Origin of the sequence: Mesorhizobium sp. ES1-4 (assembly GCF_020164745.1) — a bacterium.
GTDB lineage: Bacteria > Pseudomonadota > Alphaproteobacteria > Rhizobiales > Rhizobiaceae > Mesorhizobium.
In genome coordinates, this window is record NZ_JAIUGV010000027.1 from 1 (window position 1) to 22,524 (window position 22,524).

A 22,524-nucleotide genomic window follows, 5' to 3' on the forward strand; every position below is an offset into this window, starting at 1 on the left:
GCACTTCATCTTTTTGTCGGCTCGTGGGGCTGGTCCTGTGCAGCAATGCGTCGATGGTTTACTTCGCTTTGGATTCGATCCGTGTGGCAGTCGTCACGACGCTGGCCTGTTCGCTGCTGCTTCAGGCCTGCTATTTCGGCTGCGTGCTCTTTTTCGCGGACGTCGATGATCTGTAGAACTGTTCATTCGCTCCGCAGAGGGCCGGCGAATCCAATCTCTTCCTAAGCCCGTTGGCCGTAATCGAAAGACACGGGGCCGGCGAGTTCGTGCTCAGCTGCCACTGTGCTAGCAAGGGAACGGAATCCAATCCCGGAGCAGATGGCCAGAGTTGAGCGAAGACTGCGGTCGGAGCTCCTGCGCTTCCGGGTCTCCAAGGGGACGACTTTGCGAACCGAAGGGACTTTGAACCGTTGACGTGGCCAGCGTGCGGTAGGTTGGGCCAGCGACAGGGATCCCGGCCGGCCGGGAAGCACCGCCCTCTCAATGTGCGTTGACTTCGCTTCCTTTGGCGAAATGTGGGTAACGGCGAGGGCCGCACTCTTCCCGGGCCGTCGACATTCCCGCCCTTTTGGTGCGTGCGCCGTTAGGCGCGACAATTCGGTGCCCGCGTGTAACTGCGCGCATTCGCCGAAGCTTAGACGTGGTGCATTCCCGCTCGCCCGTTTGGCGGACAGTTCCGGCCGTGCTGGTTTTGCCGCCTAACGCCCGCCGCTCGTCACTGCCACACCCCTCTCCGGCAACGGCTCGGCGCATCGCGCAAGCCGGTTTAGCGATCAGGCCAGGCCCTTCGCGAGTTCCAACGCCTGCCGTTCGAAGAGGCGGCGGTAAATGCCACCATCGAGATTGATCAGGGCGGCATGATCGCCGTCCTCCATGATGCGGCCACGGTCGAAGACGAGCAGCCGATCGAGCGAGCGGACCGTCGACAGCCGGTGTGCGATGACGAGTGTGGTTCGGCCCACCATCAACCGATCCACCGCTTGTTGAATGAGCACCTCGGATTCCGAATCGAGGCTCGATGTGGCCTCGTCCAGAATAAGGATCGGCGCGTTCGCGAGGAAGGCGCGCGCGATCGCCACGCGCTGGCGCTCGCCGCCGGAGAGCTTCAAACCCCTTTCGCCGACCAATGTCCCATAGCCCTTCGGCAGGGGCGCGATGAATTCGTGGGCACTTGCCAGTCGTGCCGCTTGCTCGATCTCGGCCTGGCTCGCGCCAGGCCGGCCATAGGCGATGTTCTCGGCAAGCGACCTGTGAAACAGGATCGGCTCCTGCTGCACGATCGCGATCTGCGAACGAAGGGACTCTTGGGTCACCTCCGAGACGTCCTGACCGTCTATCAGGATCCGGCCGCCGCTCAGGTCGTAGAGTCTCTGGATCAGCTTCACGAATGTTGTCTTGCCGGAACCGGAGGGTCCAACCAACCCAACCCTTTCGCCAGCTTCAATCGACAGCGAACATTCGCTATAGAGCGGCAGGGGATGGTTGGCGTAGCGGAAGTGGACGTTCTCGAAATCGATACGGCCGTTCGTGATCCGGATCGGCTTGGCCTCTGGACGATCGGCAACATCCACCTGCTGATTGTGGATGGCCACCAGTTCTTCCATATCATTAACCGAGTGCTGCACGTTGCGGACATGCATGCCGGCATCACGCAGATAGCCCTGCAGGACGATGAAGGACGTGAGAACATATGCTATCTCGCCCGGCGTTGCCTGTCCATGCGACCACAGAAGCAGGGCATATCCGACCACCGCCACCCTGAGCGCAACCAAAGTTACGCCTTGGGTTGAGCCGATGATCGTTCCGCGCACCCAGCTCCGGCGCGCGCGGTGCCGCCATTTCGTCATGATATTTGCAAGCCGCTCGTCTTCGCGAACCTCTGCGCCGAAGCCCTTGACCACAGCGTTGCAACTGACCGCGTCCGCAAGCGCGCCGCTGAGCCTTGTGTCCCATCGGTTGGCAAGGCTCGCCGCTGGCGCGACATAGCCGAGCGACAGCGAAATCGAAAACGCAAGGTAGACGAGAGAGCCGCAAGCAAAGATCACGCCCATGACCGGCCAGTGCCAGCCGAGCAGCACCGTCGAGCCGATCAAGATGACAAACGACGGGAGCAGCGTGACGAGTATCGTGCTGTTGAGGAGGTCGAGCGCCCACATGCCGCGCGTTATCTTGCGCACTGTCGAGCCGGCGAAGCTGTTTGCATGCCAGTCTGTCGAAAAGCGCTGCACATGATGGAACGCTTCGGTCGCGACGTCGGAAATCATTTTCAACACCAGGTCGCTCAGGCCAATGAAGGCGACGTGGCGCATGGCAATGCCACCGAGTGCCAATGCAATCGGTACAGAGAATGCTGCAACAGCTGAATCCGAAGCTGGTGCTGCCGCATTAGCAGCACGAGAAACAGCGTCGATGAGTCGGCCAGAATAGAGCGGCATCAACACGTCAGCCAGCGTGGAGGCGAGCATCGCGGTCATGATGATCGCGAGCCGGGCCGGCTGCCTGTTCCAGAGGCGAACAGTGAAGGCGAAAACGTCGCGACAAGTGGCGCCGCGCCCATGGACGGGGAAACGTCTCATAGTTTCCAAGCGGGCGCATCAACACGCTCGGTCCCAAAGACGATAAAAGACAAAACTGGAATTTCGACCTCCCCCATAACAGCATCAATTTTGGCGGGCAGCTCTTGCCGCCTCACGACGGTGAGTTCAAAAGTCGTGCCAACTGAGCGGGAACATCCGAAGGACAAATTCAGCAGGTTACCGAGCCTGGAGAAAGTCAGCCGCCATCCAGTCGATACGATTGCTACGGCTGCTCAACTCGGGAGATTGGAAAAGAAGGTCGATGTATCGATTGAATTTTGAGCTTGTTCTTGCCTCGATCAAATAAGTACAGTTGCAATGCAGCTTTCTCAGGCCCGGCACTTAGGTGCTGATTTCAAAAGCGCGCCGCGAATACTTTCCTGCCCATATTCCGTCAATCGAATGCTCGACTGTCGGATTGTGCGCTCCCCGACACAGTGCTGTCGGTTCGCCTCCTGGGTACCTCCCCCGTCGATTGACGACCTGAAGGAGAAGCTTCGCTCGCAAGCTGGCACGACTCTTGAGGGTACTCCAGGTGGCGGAAGGAACTCCGGCTCGAGTCCCGTTGACTTCGGATGTTGCGAGGCTGGGTTGGAGCAAACTGTGCACCAATGAGAACGCAATGAAGGAGACATCATGGAACTCCGGCGGATTGCGGTGGAGTTAGACCTATTCCTCAAGATGACTGATGATGTCGCTCAATCCGAACAGTTGTTCGAACTGTTGTCTGCGTTTGCGCTGAATTTCGATTGCCCGTGGATTGCCTATGGGCCGCTCGCATCAGAGAGGGCTTTCAAGCCGAACCGGGAGGGTTCTGTGGTGATGTGGAATTATCCTGCTGAATGGCAGGAGCGCTACTCGAGAATGGGCTATGCCAAAATAGACCCCCTCATCAAGAAAGGTCGAAAGGAGGCGGGACCCTTTCGATGGAGCGAGGTGTATACTGATGAAAACATAACTGAAGATGGACGCCGCGTCTTGGACGAAGCAGCAACATTCGGCTTGAGGTCAGGCGTTACCGTCCCATTACATGGCCCTGGTGGCAGCTTTAGGTTTGTGAGTTTTGCTCAATCCTCGGACTGCGAATTGCAGAATAGAGCGATCACCTACCTGCAAATGGCCGCGCTGCGGTTTCATCGGATGGTTACGAAGTTCGACACTACGACTGCGTCGGAACGAGCTCATAACCTGTCTCCGAGAGAAATAGAGTGCATTGATTTGGTGTCACAAGGAAAATCATCTTGGGAAATAGGAACTATTTTAGGCAGATCACGAAATACGATAGATTTCCATTTAAAAAATGTAATGCGGAAGTTGGATGCGACCAGCAGAACGGTAGCTGTTGTAAAAGCTTTGAACCTTGGGATTATCCAACCGCCGTAGGTGCGCAGCTAGTTCTCCGCCCGTAGTAGCGCGCGTGATAGCCGAGACGCTCCGGCGTGCGCTCGCTCTTCGAAGCACCCAGCGCCTCGTCCATCTCGGCCTCGAGCACCTCCTGCATCACGGCGCGAATCACCTCGTGCAATCCATCCGGCTTCGAAAGCAAAATGTCGTTGACGCTGCTACGGCGGATTTATCTTCAGGCTTGGTCCTGGTGGCGATGCTGAGTTCGCTTCGCTGAGATTGGGCGGTCATGACAGGGTGGTGTTCAATGTCACCGATTCCTGGAAGAAATTACCATCCGTATTAAGCGACTGACGATGAGTGATGTGTGTCCAAAATCTGACAGCTGTCAGAAAACATTTCGGGTTCAATACAGCGGAGCGTCTTAGCCCTGTCGGGCTTTTCGAAGCCTATCTCGCAGTAACTGCGCGCCAGGCGCACTAGCTCGGCCTTTGCTGGTCGATGTGCGGCAATATAGTGTGAGGGCTGACCCGCATGAGAACACGGAACTCGCTCGATGAAGGATGATCGACGGCATCCAGAAAGCTTCTCTCCGGCGGGTTCGAGGGTGCTGCGCGCGCATCTCGGCGACGGGCCAGCGACCAACGGTTGAGGCTACATCTCCGGAGCGAGTGATGCCTCGAAAGATGCAATGCTGTCTCTGGTCCGACGCGCTGGAAGTTTGTGAAGGGTCGGCCCGGCAAATCGGTGAACCGGGCGGCTTAGGCTGCCAAAAAGGGTAGATGTCTGCGTTGCCTCGGTAGATCAGCAGGCGGTATCAGAAAGCCAAAGGCACACGCACACCATCGTGGCGCTTCGCAGGAAGTAGATGGGAGTAATCACCAGTGATTTTACCGGAACTTCGCTCAGCAAACACAGCCGGCAGGGTTTTGGAGATAACGACGACCACGGGATGCGTCGTAGGATGTTCATATTGTCCCCAGGACAAGTTCGCGGTCCGGCAAAGAAAAGTGTCTCATGCGAGTCATCTGGATCTTGAAGATTTCAAGCGGTGTCTGGCCCGCGTACCGACTTCCGTCGACATTGGTTTTGCGGGATACTCCGAACCTTGGCTCAATCCGGACTGTACCGAAATGGTGGAGCACGCCTTCGCCAAAGGCCATGGCATCAGGATTTTTACGACGCTGGTGGGAATGAACGGGCAGGACCTGCAGCGATTGCAAGCCTTGCGCTTGGGCGTATTCGTGGTCCATGTTTTCGATGACGGCACCTACATGAACAGCCGCCTGGTCGGAGACAAGTATCGCGATCTGGTTCGTCAACTCGTCGACGCGGACATCCCCTTGATCCGATTCGTGGCCTTGGGCGAGCCCCACCCAGATATAGCCGACATTATTCCTACCGAAGCCCTGATAAAAGCGCGGCCGGTGAGCAGTAGGGGTGGAAGCGTCGACCCTAAGATCGTTGCACCACGTCAGCCAGTGGTCGGAGCCCTAACCTGCGTGGACGCACGACAGTATCGGAATGTTCTTCTTCCAAACGGCGACGTTACCCTGTGCTCTATGGATTTTGAACGGCGTCACGTATTGGGCAACCTTCTATATGAGGGTTACTCCGCTCTGTTTGAAAAGCCAGTTTTTCGCGAAATCGTCGACCGCATGAATGGAGCAGATGGTTTTCTGCTTTGCAGGATGTGTGAATTCGCCGACCCAAACGACCGGACCTGAGTGCATGCCGGCCGAGAGGGCGTGCCTGGCAGTGCGGATGGCCCCACGACAGATGCACCTGCCCGCGACGCCATCGTGTTTTCACGTTACGCCAGTATGTTCCTGTAGGCGCGGCAGTGGGCCTCGAGCATTTCGGAGACGAGCTCATCGAAAGGTCTTCGCCTTCCAACCGAGCTTGTCGGCCTGCCTAGCTTGAGGTAACGCCGATCACAGGTCAACCATCGGTCGGATGGAAACAGTGTTAGTCGATCCCGATCAGAGCTTGATTGCTTACTCACGGCTCACCTCGTCAACGCCTTCACCCTCCCGGACGATCTCCTTTTCGACTCGCCTGAAGGCAGCAGCCCAGCTGCGGCCGGGGATGGTTGCCGTCGCGGTAGTGGACGTTCTCGAAACCGATGCGGCCCTTCGCCAGCGCGTCTCCCGGTTGCTTCCGCCTGGCCTACGAACGGGCTTTCCGTCAAGGGGGTCCACGGCGGCCCCGCCCTCTTGATCCGGCGGCTCGGGCCAGTCATCGCGCAAGAGATCGGAATCCGCATTCTTCTCAAAGAGAGCGTGGCTTTCGCTGTGTCATCGGTCATCAAATAGTTTCTTGAATCAGGTTGGTGTCCGCAGCCCGAGGTTGAACGGCGAATATTGATGACCGCCGCGAAGCCGCTCGCTCGCTACGGCGCTATTGAGGAGCGCGCTCGCGAGCGGCTTCGCTACCGCCGAGCGACACAACCTCTGGCGACGCGACCCTGCTGATCTCCTTGGACTCATTCATTTGTCCGGAGCGCTATGGGCAGCGAAGGGTGGGTACGTCAACTACCTGATGCCATAGTAGCGATGCTTTCGCGGAAGCTTTAGAAGCCATCCTGTTGCAGCACATTCGAAAGCATCCGAATGGAGGGCAACGCAACCCAACAATATTTGATGAGGATGCCGGCATCACCAGACCAAACCCAGACCAAACAAAGCTGCCTCCGGCATTCTGCTTCAACGTTAAGCGACGAACATCTGCCGCAAACCACTAGCCATTAAACAGCTCTCTTCTTTGAAAGACTATGTGCAGAGGACTTGATATGGACACCGACGCTTTCACGGCTCATGAATCTAACGTTCGTCGTTATTGCCGGGCGTTCCCCACCGTCTTTACGAAGGCCCTTGGGGCGACGATCTGGGACGAGACGGGTAAGCCCTTTATCGATTTCCTGGTGGGTTCCGGCGCACTCAACTACGGGCACAACAATCCGGATATTATGGCGCCAGCGATTGAATATCTCGTCGGTGAGAACATTCTTCTGTCGCTTGATATGCATACGGCGGCAAAGCGTGACTTCATTGAAGGGTTCGTCGATTGGATCCTGAAACCCAGAGGCCTTTCGTACAAGATTCAGTTTCCCGGGCCGACCGGCACGAACGCCAACGAAGCGGCGCTGGCGCTGGCGCGAAAATACACCGGCCGCTCGAGCGTCATGGCCTTTACGAATGCGTTCCACGGCATGTCGCTCGGCTCTCTAGCGGTGTCGGGCTCGGCCTCAACCAGGGAACTGGGAGGCGTCGCTCGCCACGATGTGATCCGTGTTCCCTATGACGGCTATCCGAGCCAAGCTTTCGATTCCGCCAGTTACATCGACAGCGTTTTGAGCGACCCGGGGAGCGGCATAGAAAAGCCTGCCGCAATCATTCTGGAGACCATCCAGGCCGAAGGCGGCATGAACGCCGCATCCGCAGCTTGGCTCACGGAAATTCAGCGCATTTGCCGTACGCACGGCATTGTTTTTATCGTCGACGATATTCAGGCGGGTGCGGGCCGAACTGGCGATTTCTTCTCATTCGAGTCCGCGAAAATCGAACCGGATATTGTGTGTCTTTCCAAGTCCCTAAGCGGTTCAGGTAGTCCGTTGTCCATCGTTCTGATTCGACCCGACTTGGACATATGGAAGCCCGGAGAACATAGCGGGACCTTCAGAGGCAACAATTTCGCCTTCGTGACGGCAGGAGCCATGTGCAAGATGTGGTCGGATAGGAAATTTACTGCAGGTGTCGAGCGGACAGCCGTCAGGCTGCAAACGCACCTCGATCGCCTGGTTGCGAAATTTCCAAGATACATCGAACAGAAGCGCGGCCGCGGTCTGATGGCCGGCCTGAAATGCCGTTCACCGGCAGTTGTCGGCCGCGTGCACGATGTCGCATTCGAAAATGGCCTTCTTATCGAATCCTCGGGGCCAAATCGCGACGTTATCAAAGTCCTCCCACCGATAACCATCACCGATGCCGAACTCGATCGTGGCATCACCATCCTTGAACACGCACTACAGGAGCAAGACAATGCCTAGTCAGATATCTCAAGTGCCAGCCATCTCGCCGGTTTCGATCAAAGAACGGACCGGGTCGATCAACACGGCGGAGATCATCTCGGTCCTGAAAGGTGAGCTCACCGCTCTGCACATCAAGCAAGCTTTCAGCACCGAAGTAGCCGAGGAGATCACTACGAACTTTATTGGAAGCTCTGGTCTCAGAGAGCGTAAAGATGGTGTGCCCGGACAATATGTCGGCGCATCTCACTACAGGAAGGATGCAGCCACCTATTTCGCAGACGCCGAAAACGCGCGGCCGTACGTCGATGCCCTTTTTAAGAATTTGGTTGACCCGGTTCGAGCAGTATTCAGGGCGTTGAAGCGAGAGCTTCACAACCAGGGAATCGAATTGCGGCTAGCCCGTTCCGAACACGGCCAGGCCAATGTTTGTCGCGGCCTCAGTTGGTCGGGCACAGGCACATTTTCCTTGGATCCCCACGACGACGTCGCTCAAGTCTTACGTGCTGGCGATGATTACGAGCTTTCTGCGGTGGCGCACAATACGGTCGCAGCGCTCAACCTCTATCCCAGCATGCCTGAGGAAGGCGGCAATCTGAAGCTCTGGAGCCACAAGCCGACGGTTGCGGACCGGATATCGCAAGGTGTGGAGACCACTGGATATCCCTATTCGGCAGCCTATCTGGAAGCCGTCCCTTGCCGCGAGTTCGAGCTCAAAACCGGGGATATCGCCCTAATCGATGGCGGCTTCGTTCACGGGGTTACCGGTCAATTAGGCGACGGAAAGCGTCGCCTAGTGCTGAATTGCTTTTTCGGATTTGCGCGGCCTGATCTTGTTCTCTGGTGGACGTGACGTTGGACCTCGCAGCGATCGACTGGCTTGGGCCGTGAGTTGGCGTGGCCAGGCGTGTGACTGCTCATGCTGCCGTCATACAAGCCGAACCTCGAACCGATTGAAATGGCCTTCGCCAGACAGTTTGGGCTGATGCCTTTGCAGGCTACAATTCAGGACTCGCCCTATGAAGAAGCAGTTTACTCCTACAAACGATGTAAGCCTCGCGATCTTTGATCGTCTTGAGTCTGAGGTGCGGAGCTACGTCCGTGCGTTCCCAGTTCTGTTCGATCGAGGCGTCGGCACTGCCCTCATAGCTACAGACGGTCGGGAATACATCGACTTCTTGGGAGGCGCGGGAGCCTTGAATTACGGGCACAACAACCCAGCCTTCACGCGGGCGTTGTTGGACTACATTGCGCGCGACGGAATTGTGCACGGGCTCGACCTTGCTACGACCGCCAAGAAGGCCTTCATCGAAGCTTTTGAGCAGTTTATTTTGAAGCCCCGCGGTCTGTCTTATAAATTGCAATTTACTGGCCCCACAGGTACGAACGCGGTCGAGGCGGCTCTGAAGCTAGCTCGCCAAGTGACCGGCAGGTCAAACATCGTTTCGTTTACGAACTCGTTTCACGGAGTCAGCGCTGGGGCGTTGGCGGCAACCGGAAACACGAAGTTCCGAGATGCTGTCGGCTTTCCCCTCGCGCACGTGACATCGTTGCCGTACGAGGGCTATCTCGGCGCTTCAGACACGATCGAGTATTTCGAGAAGCTTCTCGATGATCCTAGCAGTGGTCTCGGCAAACCCGCTGCGGTGATCCTAGAAGCAGTGCAGGGCGAAGGCGGTGTCAATGCTGCTACCGTTGAATGGCTGCAACGGCTGCGTGATCTGACCTCTCGGCACGAGATCCTGATGATCCTCGATGATATTCAGGCTGGTGTCGGTCGCACAGGGAAATTCTTCAGTTTCGAGGCGGCTGAGATCGTGCCGGACATCGTTACCCTGTCAAAGTCGTTGTCTGCAATTGGAACGCCTATGGCCCTTGTCCTCATGAAGCCTGAACTTGATGTCTGGACGCCGGGTGCGCACACCGGCACGTTCAGGGGCAACAACTATGCTTTCGTCACTGCTCGTGCGGCCCTTGAGACTTACTGGTCCGACTCCAAGTTTGAAGATGAGATTGCTCGCAAATCAGCCATCTTGGCTCAAGAACTCAAGTCGATCGCAGACGACTTCCCCAGCCTTGCTCTGAATGTCCGAGGCCGCGGCTTGATGTATGGACTCGTATCACCAAAGCACCACTCATTGCCGGGGCTCATTTCCCGGGAAGCTTTTCGTCGCGGCTTGGTGATCGAGATCGCTGGCTCGTATGGTGAGGTGCTCAAGTTCATGACAGCCCTTACCATAACCGAGGCTGAACTGCGCCGTGGTCTGTCGATCGTACGCGACAGCATTGGCGCGGTGCAGGACAGCATTTCAGCGGAGTAGGCATTCACTCAGTCCCCCCTACCCAGTCTGGGCTTATCAAGCAAAGGAAATTCCGCTTTAGACGTATGCGATTGTATGGAGACGGACAGCAAAAATGGACACTCGGAGAGCTCAAACAATGGACACCGACCGCTTGACGTGATCGAACGACAGTACGGCATGTGCAAATCAATACACACTTCTTGCTCGTTGCAAGATGAAGGACGACGTCCAGGGCCGGTGAAACCGGTATTCTAATATATTATATAAGTAAGATGGTAATATTGCTGGTTTATCACGAGCGAAGACGAACGGTACACAACACATTAGAAATTAACTTGTATAAGAGGTCCGGTATTTCTTATCCTTTCTGATGAAAAATAGAACGGATTTTGTGCGACGTCGAAGTTTGGCGAGACGAGTGTAAGGCGCGTTCGCGAACCTTACACCGTTACGTTCTGAAGGAGTTGAGATCGTGAGTGATATGACAGCCCGAGACGATGAGATAAGCCTAGCCGAACGCGTAACGCAGCATTTGAAACCGCATTTATGGGCAAAGGCCAACCGGCTCCTTATCCGTAAAGCAATCAGCGAATTTGCACACGAGTTGCTAATTGCTCCTCGACTCCAGCGAATGGAAGGCGACTGGGGGAAGTATGTGCTGGAAAGCGAGACCCCTGGGTTGGAGTATTGGTTCCAGGCTCGGCGCCTCCTGCTAGATCACTGGCAAGTGGACGCCGGCTCTCTGGAGAAAAGGATTGAGGGCAGGCCGGCCCCCCTGGATGCGCTTGATTTTGTTATTGAGTTCAGCCGCCATCTTGGCATAAAGGAAGAGATGATGCCGGTTTACCTGCAGGAGATCAGCAGCACGCTGTATGGCAGCGCGTACAAGCAGGCCAAAACAGAGATATCCGCCGCAGAACTGGCTTTTGCCGATTACCAGATCGTTGAGGCTGGCATGACGGAGGGCCACCCGACCTTTATCGCGAATAACGGTCGCATTGGCTTTGACGCGCTCGACTATAGTCGCTATGCGCCGGAGGTGGGCAGTTCGATAAGACTCATATGGCTGGCCGTCCATAAAGAAATGGCAACGTTTAAGTCCATTTCAACGCTCGACTACGACCTTCTCATGCACGAGGAACTCGGTCGACAGGCGCTGGAACAGTTCGACGCAGCGTTGCGTCAAAAGGGACTAAACTCGACCGATTACATCTATATGCCAGCGCATCCTTGGCAATGGTTCAATCGGCTCTCAACTATCTTCGCGGCGGATATCGCCAACCGGCACATTGTCTGCCTAGGCCAGGGGAAGGACATATATCATGCCCAGCAATCGATCCGCACACTTTTCAATATAAGCGATCCGCATAAACGGTACGTGAAAACGGCGCTGTCGATACTTAACATGGGGTTTATGCGCGGCTTGTCACCGACACACATGCTGGCGACGCCCGCCATCAACGAATGGTTGAAGAATTTGCTCGACAGTGACTCCTATTTAGCCGCCAACGGCTTCAGCATCCTTCGCGAGGTCGCGACGATTGGCTATCGCAATCGTTGTTTCAACACCGCCCTCAAGAAGGACTCCCCTTACAAGCAGATGCTTTCTGCGCTGTGGAGGGAAAGCCCCCTTCGGCAGTTGAAAGAAGGGGAACGTCTGATGACAATGGCGTCGCTGCTTCATGTCGATTACAATGGTGAAGCACTCGTGACAGCCCTCATCAATGCCTCGGGGTTAGACGCCGCCGCTTGGCTACGCCGCTATTTTGAATCTTATCTGGCGCCGCTTCTCCACTGCTTTTATGCTTACGATCTAGCGTTTATGGCACATGGAGAAAATATAATTCTAGTTATGAAAGATCACGCTCCGACGCGAGTTATCATGAAAGACATTGGCGAGGAGCTTCGTATTCTAGGCGGAGATCTCAACGTGCCGGAGGAGATTAAGAGGATCTGCATTCAAGTAAATCGCGACATGAAGCACGACTTCATTTTCACCGACGTTTTCGACTGCTTCTTTCGTTACTTGGCTGTAACACTCGAAGAACATCTTGATTTTCCGTCGACACACTTCTGGCAGCTCGTAAGCGAGTCCATCCTTGGCTACCAGACGAAACATCCGGAATATGACGAAAAATACAGGCAGCATGACCTATTCGCTCCAGAATTTCTGCGACGATGTATGAATCGACTGCAGATACAAAAAAACCAGCAAATGGTGGACTTCGGTGATCCGGGAGAATACCTGCACACCGTCGGCACGCTGAAGAACCCACTGGCGGGCATTCGCAAAGTGACCAGTGCAGGTTAAGCTTGAAGGAGGCGCGTATTTTAAATGAACAATGTAGTTAGCCGGTTTTGGGCCAATACCATACCCCCCCCTTGGGGTAAGCAACCCCTTGCGTAAACGCCGCCGCAGCATGTTGCGCGTATCAGGCGCCCGCTCACCAGCGCGTCGCCTGCTTCCATTCTGAAAGGAGGCGCCTAATTTTTTTATCGCCTTCGGGCCGGCTTTCCAGGTGCCGTCAACACTGACACGGTTAGGCGCCCAAAGCTTGATTTGTGTAGACCTCGCTACCTTAAGCATAAACCTCGTCGAACGCCTTCAATCAAGCACTGCGGCCTTGACGCTCATGCTAGGAGATCATGGCCGCGTTGGAGGTAAGTGCGGCTCTAACTTATGGCTAGAAGGGAGCTTCTCATGTACATTCTAGAAACGCCGCGCCTAATCCTAAGGCCACCGTCGCATAGCGACGAGCTTCTTCTACATGAGCTTCATAGCGATCCATTTGTGGTAAATGCCATGTGGGATGGAGTCTATCCGACCCGAGAGCAATCGAAAGCTAAACTACAACAGTTCATCCATCATTGGCAGAGCAATGGTTTCGGCTTATGGATGGTGTTCGTAAAAGGCGAAGGCCAAGTCGGAAAATTCGCAGGCTACTGTGGATTGATGTACAGTGGCCCGTATCTGCCCGAAGATCCCACTAATGTGGAAACCGTATCGTGCCTCCACCTTGCGTCTTCCGGTAAGGGGATCGCCGCAGAGGCCGGCAGGGCAGCGATCCAGTTTGCTTTCGAGAACCTAACGCTCGAGAAGGTCACTTCATTCATTCGCCCAACGAACACGCGTTCGCTTCGGAAAGCACCGAAAGTAGGCCTTCGCTATGTAAGAGACCGGGTCTACAATAACGTAGTTATGCGATATTTTGAAGTGACAGTCTTGACTGCTGTAAAAATCGAAAAAGTCGTCGTTATCTCTTGTTAGTATCATTGTTTCTCGGAAGACGGTGATGCAAGAAACCGTAGGCGAGCGCTGCTCTCGCCCTACGAACTTGCAATCATTCACACCGACGCACCGGCGTGTCCGGAGATGCATGTGCCCTGGAATTGAGAGCTTGTCGGTTCAGAGATAGTTCAGATGGGTCGCTCGGTCTCGCTTCGGGCATGCCCTCGACCGATTTGGCGATCAAATCGCTCCGTTACAGACGGCATGATGTGGAGCTGCCGCGCCGTAAGTGACCATATCTCAGGCGGTAGGAGGAGCGCTTTGCTGAAGAAGCCCATCACACTTGGTACCTTGATGGGGAGTTGCGTGGTTTTCGATTATATCGTCGTGGGTGGTGGCTCCTCTGGATGCGTGATGGCGAGCAGGCTCTCCGCCTATGGCGCTCGCGTGCTGCTCATTGAAGCTGGCCCTGATACGCCGCCGAATGCCATTCCTGACGACATCCAGGATGGCGACCCAACGCGTGCTTACCTTAATCCCGGTTATCGATGGCAGTCACTCCACGCGACAACGGTGCGAGGTGGCCGCAAGCCTGTCCATTACGAACAGGCGCGCGTCATGGGTGGCGGCTCCAGCATCAATGCCCAAGTCGCCAACCGCGGCGGGCCCGGAGATTACGATGAGTGGGCCTCAAGCGGTGCAACGGGCTGGGGTTGGGAAGACGTGCTGCCCTACTTCCGTCGTCTAGAATGCGATTTGGATTTCGGCGGGGAATTTCATGGCACGAACGGCCCCTTGCCAATCAAACGTGTGCGCCAATCAGACTGGTCGGGCTTCATCCGGGCAATCTCCGATGCTTACGATGCTTTGGGGCTTCATTTCAGGCCAGACTTCAATGGTGCATTCGGTGATGGCTATTCAGTTGTCCCATTGACCAACCGCAATGGTCATCGGGTCTCCTCCGCGATGGCGTACTTACCCGAAACCGTCCGCTCTCGCCGCAATCTAACGATTTTATCCGAAACGACAGTTGCGCGGCTGACCTTTTTGGGAACAACGGTAACGGGGGTCGAGACGGAGAACAAATCGGGCGTGCAATCGTATAGCGCTTCTTGCGTTATCCTGTGCGCAGGAGCACTCCATTCACCCGCCATATTGATGCGCTCCGGGATCGGCCCCGCGAAGGAATTAGTACAATTCGGAATCCCTATCGTTGCAGATTTGAAAGGTGTGGGCCAGAATCTTCAGGAACACCCCACGATTTGCGTTTCGGCCTATTTGAAGCCGGCCGATCGCTTGTCACCCGGCGTGAGCGAATATATTCAGATGCACGCCCGCTACTCGTCGGGTTACGAAGGCTGCCCGTCGACCGATATGGCAATATCGACTGTTGCCAAATCATCCTGGCACCCGCTGGGGAGGCGCCTCGGCACTCTCGCCGTGTGGGTCAATCGCAGCTACTCGACGGGAACTGTGGCGCTCAAGGGTAGTTCGCATAAAATAGAGCCGGAGGTCGATTTCAACTGGTTGAGCGACAAGCGGGACGCCGAGCGCCTCAAGCAGGGCTTTCGCTTCATAGTCCGCCTGCTGCAGCAAGATTCGCTGTCCTCTGTGGCGCTGGACCCGTTTCCGTCAGCGTTGAATGCGCGAGCGAAGCTGGTGAGCAAGGTCACAAGCACAAACTATGCACTCACGTCATTTCTGGCGCTGCTCATGGACGCGTCGCCGCGGCTGCGCCGTGGGCTGATTAGGCGCGTCATAACGGATGGGGATAGCATTTCCGATCTCGTCAACGACGAGAAACATCTGGATCGGTATATTCGCCAGAACGTCATCCCAAGTTGGCATCCGACGTCGACCTGCAGGATGGGGGCAGCCGCGGATCCTGGCGCTGTGACCGATCCGTCGGGACGCGTTCATGGTATTTTGGGTTTGAGGATCGCCGACGCTTCCGTCATGCCATTTTGCCCTCGGGCGAACACAAACATTCCGACGATTATGGTGGCTGAGAAATTGGCCGACACAACCTTGAGAGACGGCAGACGGAGCTAAATCGCTGCCTGCTTTGCTGCTCGGCTAGTCGTCTCGTCGAGACGGCGGATAACGTCGACAAGCGCTTCCTCAGCTCATGTGCTCCTTGGTGCCGCCAGGCAGAACGCCGAACCCGATGTAGATGGCTTTTTTGCGAACGAAGTCTTCGTCCCTGAGCTTGACCGCTCGACCCGGATAGCGTCGAAAAAGACTATGGGATAGGAAAATTTCGAGCGGTCGGTTTCTGCCATTCGGCCATCGTCCGGGACGGCGTGTGTGATGGACGAGCTCAGGTAGCTGGCGATACCTCGCGTCATAGAGCTCTTCGAGATGGCCGATCCTGCCATGAAACCCGGAGGTCGGCGCTGGTCTGGATTGAGCCTGGAAGTCATAAAGCAATTCAGAATTGTAAATCGCTCTTAGTATCTTGGCCGTGATAATGTTAAACTAACCGCGACGGATGTAACAATATATACAACTATATTAACATACAAATCGTTGTTATCTTCACCAGGAAGCGCTAGAGATCAATTGCTAAGACGGAATCACCGCCCAGCCATCGGCTTAGCCTTAGAATGGGACATCATGTCGACTTTCGTTATTATTGGAAGAGACGGCGCGTTGCCCACATCCAAGGAACTGTCGACTTTGAGAGCCGCGGCAAACACTAATCAACTTAAGCGCCCAAAAAGGGGATTGACTATGACCACGCTGCCGAAAATTTCACTTTCGAAATTGAGAGACGATGCAACGCGACGTGACGAGCGCCAGCGCCTGCAAATGGCATGCCAGGAATACGGGTTCTTCTACCTTGTCGAGCACGGCATCCCCGGGGAACAGATCGCGCAAGCCATTGAGGCTTCCCGGCGATTCTTCGCATTGCCACAGTCGGTTAAGGAACGCTACGGGCACGCCTTTCAGGACGTGTACCCCACTGCCGCCCGTGGATACAGTCCTTTACACGGCGAAATGCTACATCCTGAGGCCGGCTTCGATCCAAAGGAGGTATTCGACCTCGGAATTGAGAACGAAGGCGACCGGCGTCCGTTCTCCGGCCGCACGCGCCTTCCGGATGAAGCCTTGGCTCCTGGCTTCGCAAGAAACCTGCTTGCTTTGCAGGCTACCGTGCTCGCCGGGATTGTCCCCCAGATCGGGGATGCGCTGGCGGACCTGATAGGTATGGAAGAGGCATGGTTCCAACGCCATTTCAGCACGCCGACGCTTGGGCAACGCGTGATACGGTATCCAGCTCGCGGCGGCACTTGCGCAAAGCACACGGATCATGGCTTCTTCACGCTGCTGCTGCAAGAGGAACTCCCCCTGCGTTCCTTGCAGGTGTGGTTCCGCGGTCGATGGATGCCGGTGCCGAGCCTGCCCGATAGTCTCGTAGTCAATCTGGGCGACCTCCTTCAGGTCTTGAGCGACGGCCGCTTCAAGAGTACGCCCCACCAGGTCGTGCATAGTGGTCCGACTGATCGAATTTCGCTGCCCTTCTTTATTTATCCCGAGATCGACGCTCGCCTGACTTCGCGACAAGGGCAGCAAGTTAGTGTTGTAGAAATGATGCTGCGCAACGTTGAGTCAATATGGGTGACTGGGAATGGCGCCGGACGCGCGCGCGAACTGCAATGATTGTCTGCTTTTCTAAAGCATGCGCAATTATGGCGCCGACGCGGTGCAGATCTCCGTGGTAAGCTGGAAGAACTCTCGCATCCGCTAGATTGTCCCGCCGTCGCGCGTGTAGCGCGGCGGTCGGAAGCCCGCTTCGGGATGAATGCACCTATGGTGTCAGATTGTTTGCATCGTGTGGTCGCAGGGAAAGATCGCACTAGATCTGCACCGCTGTCGCAAACGTGCTGCGGGAAAACCTGAGGGAACTTGATCCCATGATAACGCTCGCCCAACTCGCGCTTGACGTATCGCGAACCGAGCTCCCGGGAACCAGTTCCAGCGCGACCACGACGCCGTCACAGGCGGAAAGATCTTATAACACCCGGCGGTCGCGTGCTGCACGTCTTGCGGGCCGGTGGCAGTTATCGCAAGCCGTCAACCTTTCAGGCCGAACACCTCGCGCCCTGGAGCCCATTCTCAGCCGGAGCCCGCCCCTCATGGAGATTCGTCTCGCAGGCACTGCCGACCGCGATGCATGGCGGTCCCTTTGGTACGCATATTGCGCCGACCAAGGTCTCAATTCATCAGAACAGGCGACAGATAGGATCTGGCGGCGCATCGAGCGCCCAGACGAACCGATTAACGCGCTGATCGCGGTCTCAGCAACTGGCGTTACCATAGGTTTTGCTACCTTTGTCATTCACCCGTATACTCTTAGCGATCGTCCGGTCTGTTTTCTCGCAGATCTCTATGTCGACGAGTCTTCGCGGCGCCAGGGGATTGGCCAAGCCATGCTCACGAATCTGGCCTCCTACGGTCGCGACCAAGGCTGGCTGAGAATCTATTGGAATACGGACAGATCAAATTATCATGCGCGGGCGCTCTATGACAAGATCGGTAAATTGAGTCCATACCTTACCTACTACTATGACCTGTAGACTTGCTCTGAGGTCGTAACGAAAGCGCATTGACCTGCCCCAGTCTTTTAAACAGTGGCGAGTAGACTAGAGGTGCAGCCATTTATGTTGCGCACATGGGCTTGCAGCGGAATGTATTTTCGGCGCGATGATCCATTGATCAGGCAAGGACCGTGTTCGAGGTAAACTCCGTGCGGTGGTCTGCGACGATCATGCCGGGCTTGCCGCGCTGGGCGATCAGGTCGTCAGTTCGCGAGCAACGCGGCGACCAGAGATCTGTGTCCGGAATCGCGTAAGGCATTCGCGCGTCACGTCGTCGACGAGTTGATCGGCCGCAGGAGAACTGGTCGTACAGCGACCAGCGTGCGTTCGGCTTCGCCTCGACACGGATCGGCCCCGCATGCCGACCGCCGCTCGCCGTCCGCACTTCAACAAGGTAGGCGACATCTCGTCGACCGGCAAGATCTATTCCGGACGTCCGCGCTGTCGTTATGACAAGCCATATTCTAATTTAGATCTCAAAAATCTTCCGGGGAGCAGTGGTCAGTACCTCGACGCCGGAGTCTGTGACACGGAACGTTTCGCTGATGACGTATCCAAAATCCTCCTCGATCCAATTACCTAACATCAGGTGAAAGGTCATGTTTGGTAGCAACTCTGTCATATCGCCATCCTTAAGGCTTGCGGTCGGCTCCAACCAACCAATGCCGTGTGCATAGCCGCAACGCGTCTCCTTTTTGAGGCCCCGCTTCTCGATGCTGCGATTGAAGGCGTTGGCAACATCGCTGCAAGTCGCTCCTGGCCGTATCGCATCAAGAGCGACCTCAAGGCCGGCGACTTGGATCTCATGCACGCGACGTAGACGATCGGAGGGTGAGCCGATCGTGTAAGTGCGCATAAGCCCAGCACAGTAACCATATCGCGCACCGCCGATTTCGAGATTCACCTGCGATCCATAGCGAAAAACGTCCTCGCTCCACGGAATGTGGCACGTTCCCGTTCGCGGTGATGAACACAAACTTATTCCCTCGATCCCGCTTCCTGGCTTACCGTTTGCGCCGCGCACCAACGTTGCCACAATTTCCGCGCACGCGTCTGCTTCACGCACCCCGGGGCGTATTACCTCAGCAGCGCGTCGAATCGCGGCGTCTGAGATTGCCGCCGCCTCCCGCATTACAGCTATCTCGAGATCTGACTTGATGAGCCTTTTCCAAGTGACCGCCTTAGTAGCATCGACGATCGTGGCACCAGGCAGGCGCATCCTAAACTTTTTCGCCGATTGCGATGGAAGGCAGCATAGCTCGATTCCTATGCCTCGACTCGCGAGGCCGACGTCCTCCAAGTAATCGACTACCGCGTCATAGCCATCCTTGTCAGGATTTCCAATATACGCTTCGGGGTATGCGACGATTTTGTCGCGCTCCATAAAACATTGATGAATGGCTGCCGGCGCATCACAGCGGCGCAGAATGAACGTCGGTTCCTCTTCTCGTATCGAAACCACAACGGCCTGAGGAACATAGGCTGATAGCGCGGTGTACCCCGTGAGATAGGTAATGTTATGTTGGTCGGAAACGACGAGCGCGTCGATATCGCACCGACCCATTTCGAACTTCACCGAGCCGAGCCGGCGAAGGTATTCACTTCTAGGGAATGCCTGGGGTCCCTTGGATATATTCATAAGTTTGAACTCCAGCTATGCTTTTGACAACAAGGCGAGCTATTGCGGGTAAGAGTTCTTATGCTGGCGACGGATCACCTCTCAGTTGGGGGGGAGTCGTGGGGCTGCAGATCGCTCCTGTTCGCCCGACGGCGGTGTGATAGACCAAGCGATTAAGTCGACAGCTCGTTGGAGTATCGCTTCGGTCTGAGCAAGGCTGGGTGAAACGGCGACGACATGTCCTATCCAGTCTCGAAAATCGCCTTTCCTGAAGATCGGCGCGTTGGGTTCAACATACAATTTGATTTCAGCGACACCTGGTACCGCGATCGCCTGACTGCCGCCATCGATCCAATCGAGGGTGCCGTCGCAATCAGCAACTAGGAACCGCGCGGCTGCGGTCTGCAAATGCCTTCTGCGCAAATCCCATTCCTCGCCGACGACAAGCTTGATGTGCTCGGTGACCAGATCGACACCGCTCGCCAGTTGGACCAGTTCAGGCTCAAGCGCACCAGCAAGACGCGGATTCACTTCGATTACAACCGGGCCATGATTAGTCAACCGGAGCTCGATGTTCGTTGGCCCCCAATTAAGGCCAAGAGCTTGCAAGCACCTCAGCGAAACATCAACGATACGGTCATGATCGTCTTCCGCAAGCGGGGCCGGGAAGGTCGTTTCACGGAAGACGAAATGCGGTGGGGGGCCGAAATCAACGGCGACAATCCCAATAACCTCATTGCCCATTATCTCCACGCTATAAAAAGGGCCGCGCGCGAATTCCTCAACCAATATCCTCGGCGAAGACGGCCAGATGTGCTTCCCACCCAACAGATAGGTCGTGTGGTCAGCTAACTCATCGGCGTTGCGGCACAATCGGACACCGATGCTACCGCTGCCGATTGCCGGCTTAACAATTACGGGAAAGCCGATCTCCGCGACAGCGCTTTCTACTTCTGCCACATTCAGCGCCATGCGATAAGCGGGTATCGGAACTCCGGCTTCCGCAAGTAGCTGGCGCTGAGAGAATTTGTCACAGCATCGTTCAATCAATTCGGGGTTGGGTCCCGGTAAGTCGAAATGCCGACATAGTTTGCCAACGGTTGCATAGACCGACTCGTCGATGCCCGAGAAGCCCGTGATACCAGCGATGTCATTGGTCTCACGCAGCCTGGAACATTCGCGAATCAAGGTATCAAGATTGGTTGTATCGACACGGATTGCCTCGCTTCTTTCCGCCGCAAGATACTCGTACTGTGTTGGATCAACTGATAGTGTAATTGGATGAAAGCCAAGACGCCGGGCCGCGTGGATGTATCGTATTCCATTACCTCTTGCATGGCCTTCAACCAGGATGAGAGCTTTCCTTGACATTGGCTGTTCTCCACTCTGCGTTTTTGTCGATAGGTCGTTTTGCCATCGTGGACCTCAGACTTAAAGACAACGATCCAAGGCCAAACATTCCGTGAAATTGGTCGCCTCTACCCGCAGCCGCTGGCTGAAGCTGAAGTTGCCTTTGGCGCAGCAAAATCGTCTTCCCAGATCTGGGCAGAACCGATTGGGCTTGATGGCAACTGACCGAATAGTGGCCGAGTGGGATAATGCACTGTATCGCGTACCAGAGTACTGGGGACGAGTACGCCCTTGACCGGGACCCGGCGCCACGAGCTGTCACCGAAAGGCCCTACTAGGGAGTGAGTTTTAGCGCGTTATCGCCGGGAGAGCCCTCGCGAATCGAGAACGTTATCCTTCCATCGTCGTCTATTGCACCCTCGTAGAACATGTGGTCGCAGATAGAATTATCCCGGTGGAAAGTCAGCACTCGCGGCTTGATCTCCACCATCTGATGCTCCTCGATGTATGCGGAGGAGCAAACGATTATTTCGTCCCCGACCTGACAGGTGCGAGCAGCGGCTCCGTTCAGCACGCAGCAACGAGAACCCCGCTCTCCATAAATCACGTAAGTGCTGATTCGAGCGCCCGATGATTTATTCCAGATTTCAACGAATTCCATTGGAAGGATGCCGGCTTCGTCGCAGTGATCTGGATCCAAAGTTATTGAGCCCCGGTAGTTCAAATTCGCGTCGGTCACAGTTATTCCATGAAGCTTGGCGGCAACAAATTTTCTCATCTACATTTCCTCTCGGCGGTGGGACACTGCGTCGACAAGCGATTGCTGTGTCTTGGTTTCAGGATGGATGGATGGACGTTCTGCGATTTGTCGTATTGTGGTTCTTAGGACAAAATTGATTACTCTGGCGTGGCCAGCACGAGACAGTCAGGCGAAGGCTGGTTGTGGTGGGCGGAGGCATTGCCGGCCGGCTGTCCCCCATTGGTAATGCCATCCGATACAGTTCCGACATGTTCCGTTCCTTTAATTAGTTGTGATTTCAGGTGACTGTGCCAATCGGCCCGTTCAACTGGATCGCACACAAAGTTGCAAACCTCGTGCCAAACTGGCTAATCAGGCCGGAAACAGAAATGCGTGATCTCTTTCAGCTATTTAGGTGAGCAGACCACGGATCGGATCAAGAAGGCACGTCGCGGACGCGACAAAATGTTGAGTGTAGGACGGGTTGAGGTGGCGCCCTTCTGCTGGTGGTCGTGCGGCCGATCTGGGCATCGTTGACTTCTGGCGGCGGGGATGTCGAGGACGCTCGGGTATTGGCTGTTCGGATCTTAGACGCGTGCAGCCTCATGCCTCGAATGCGGCCGTTTTACTTGTCCCAGTCGAGGCCTGCCTAAATGTTTGATCTCAGGTTTTGATGGGGCATCCTTATCTTCCGAATCAAAGGATGCACTATGGGCCAGGTTCTTCATGGGAGCGCC

Annotated in this window: 16 protein-coding genes and 2 pseudogenes; 12 read left to right on the plus strand and 6 right to left on the minus strand. The window is 55.7% G+C overall.

Annotation, left to right across the window (positions count from 1 at the left end; genetic code table 11):
- Positions 1-53: 53 nt before the first annotated feature.
- Positions 54-176, plus strand: a complete 123-nt coding sequence (locus LB556_RS29915) for an exopolysaccharide production repressor protein (protein ID WP_127248688.1) — start codon at positions 54-56, stop codon at positions 174-176.
- 597 nt (positions 177-773) lie between these two features.
- On the opposite strand, the gene LB556_RS29920 is transcribed toward LB556_RS29915, so the two are convergent.
- Positions 774-2,576 (minus strand): ABC transporter ATP-binding protein, encoded by a 1,803-nt coding sequence (locus tag LB556_RS29920; RefSeq protein ID WP_063169366.1) that lies wholly within the window; start codon positions 2,574-2,576, stop codon positions 774-776.
- Between LB556_RS29920 and LB556_RS29925 the strand changes: the two genes are divergently transcribed.
- Both LB556_RS29925 and LB556_RS29930 read left to right on the plus strand, forming a co-directional pair.
- Complete coding sequence (locus LB556_RS29925; RefSeq protein WP_127262113.1) at positions 2,556-2,858, plus strand: hypothetical protein; 303 nt, start codon at positions 2,556-2,558, stop codon at positions 2,856-2,858. The genes LB556_RS29920 and LB556_RS29925 overlap by 21 nt on opposite strands.
- A 354-nt stretch (positions 2,859-3,212) precedes the next feature.
- Entirely contained in the window at positions 3,213-3,959 is a 747-nt protein-coding gene (locus LB556_RS29930) for a LuxR family transcriptional regulator (protein WP_063169365.1), read from the plus strand.
- A 16-nt stretch (positions 3,960-3,975) separates the two neighbouring features.
- Here LB556_RS29930 and LB556_RS29935 read toward each other — a convergent pair.
- Positions 3,976-4,211 (minus strand): annotated as a pseudogene (locus LB556_RS29935) (transposase); the annotation flags it as partial.
- Between the two features lie 719 nt (positions 4,212-4,930).
- Between LB556_RS29935 and LB556_RS29940 the strand changes: the two are divergent.
- The 9 genes from LB556_RS29940 to LB556_RS29985 all read left to right on the plus strand — a co-directional run bounded on the left by LB556_RS29940 (position 4,931) and on the right by LB556_RS29985 (position 18,059).
- Positions 4,931-5,647 (plus strand): radical SAM/SPASM domain-containing protein, encoded by a 717-nt coding sequence (locus LB556_RS29940; protein ID WP_224571099.1) that lies wholly within the window; start codon positions 4,931-4,933, stop codon positions 5,645-5,647.
- Between the two features lie 1,064 nt (positions 5,648-6,711).
- A complete protein-coding gene (gene ectB, locus LB556_RS29945; RefSeq protein ID WP_063169362.1) occupies positions 6,712-7,968 on the plus strand; it encodes a diaminobutyrate--2-oxoglutarate transaminase in 1,257 nt (418 codons plus the stop codon).
- Positions 7,961-8,800 (plus strand): hypothetical protein, encoded by an 840-nt coding sequence (locus LB556_RS29950; RefSeq protein WP_063169361.1) that lies wholly within the window; start codon positions 7,961-7,963, stop codon positions 8,798-8,800. Before ectB (LB556_RS29945) ends, LB556_RS29950 begins: the two co-directional genes overlap by 8 nt.
- Before the next feature lie 166 nt (positions 8,801-8,966).
- On the plus strand, positions 8,967-10,268 hold the full coding sequence (ectB, locus tag LB556_RS29955) for a diaminobutyrate--2-oxoglutarate transaminase (RefSeq protein WP_063169360.1): 1,302 nt from the start codon (positions 8,967-8,969) through the stop codon (positions 10,266-10,268).
- 463 nt (positions 10,269-10,731) lie between these two features.
- The gene (locus LB556_RS29960; RefSeq protein ID WP_063169359.1) at positions 10,732-12,561 is read left to right on the plus strand and encodes an IucA/IucC family protein; all 1,830 of its coding nucleotides are present in this window, start codon (positions 10,732-10,734) and stop codon (positions 12,559-12,561) included.
- 390 nt (positions 12,562-12,951) lie between these two features.
- Complete coding sequence (locus LB556_RS29965; protein ID WP_158515808.1) at positions 12,952-13,518, plus strand: GNAT family N-acetyltransferase; 567 nt, start codon at positions 12,952-12,954, stop codon at positions 13,516-13,518.
- 282 nt (positions 13,519-13,800) lie between these two features.
- Positions 13,801-15,531: a GMC family oxidoreductase gene (locus tag LB556_RS29970; protein ID WP_224571100.1), complete on the plus strand. Its 1,731-nt coding sequence runs from the start codon at positions 13,801-13,803 to the stop codon at positions 15,529-15,531.
- 681 nt (positions 15,532-16,212) lie between these two features.
- Complete coding sequence (locus tag LB556_RS29980) at positions 16,213-17,142, plus strand: 2-oxoglutarate and iron-dependent oxygenase domain-containing protein (protein ID WP_063170383.1); 930 nt, start codon at positions 16,213-16,215, stop codon at positions 17,140-17,142.
- A gap of 476 nt (positions 17,143-17,618) precedes the next feature.
- Positions 17,619-18,059: a GNAT family N-acetyltransferase gene (locus LB556_RS29985; RefSeq protein WP_158515807.1), complete on the plus strand. Its 441-nt coding sequence runs from the start codon at positions 17,619-17,621 to the stop codon at positions 18,057-18,059.
- Positions 18,060-18,201: 142 nt separating this feature from the next.
- On the opposite strand, the pseudogene LB556_RS29990 reads toward LB556_RS29985, so the two are convergent.
- The 4 genes and pseudogenes from LB556_RS29990 to panD form a co-directional block, all read right to left on the minus strand.
- A pseudogene (locus LB556_RS29990) lies at positions 18,202-18,458 on the minus strand (IS3 family transposase); the annotation flags it as partial.
- 91 nt (positions 18,459-18,549) lie between these two features.
- Complete coding sequence (locus LB556_RS29995) at positions 18,550-19,719, minus strand: M24 family metallopeptidase (protein ID WP_063169356.1); 1,170 nt, start codon at positions 19,717-19,719, stop codon at positions 18,550-18,552.
- A gap of 81 nt (positions 19,720-19,800) precedes the next feature.
- Positions 19,801-21,069 (minus strand): acetyl-CoA carboxylase biotin carboxylase subunit family protein, encoded by a 1,269-nt coding sequence (locus tag LB556_RS30000; protein ID WP_082826583.1) that lies wholly within the window; start codon positions 21,067-21,069, stop codon positions 19,801-19,803.
- Positions 21,070-21,382: 313 nt separating this feature from the next.
- Positions 21,383-21,826, minus strand: coding sequence for an aspartate 1-decarboxylase (gene panD, locus LB556_RS30005; RefSeq protein WP_063169354.1), 444 nt, complete (start codon positions 21,824-21,826; stop codon positions 21,383-21,385).
- Between the last annotated feature and the right edge of the window lie 698 nt (positions 21,827-22,524).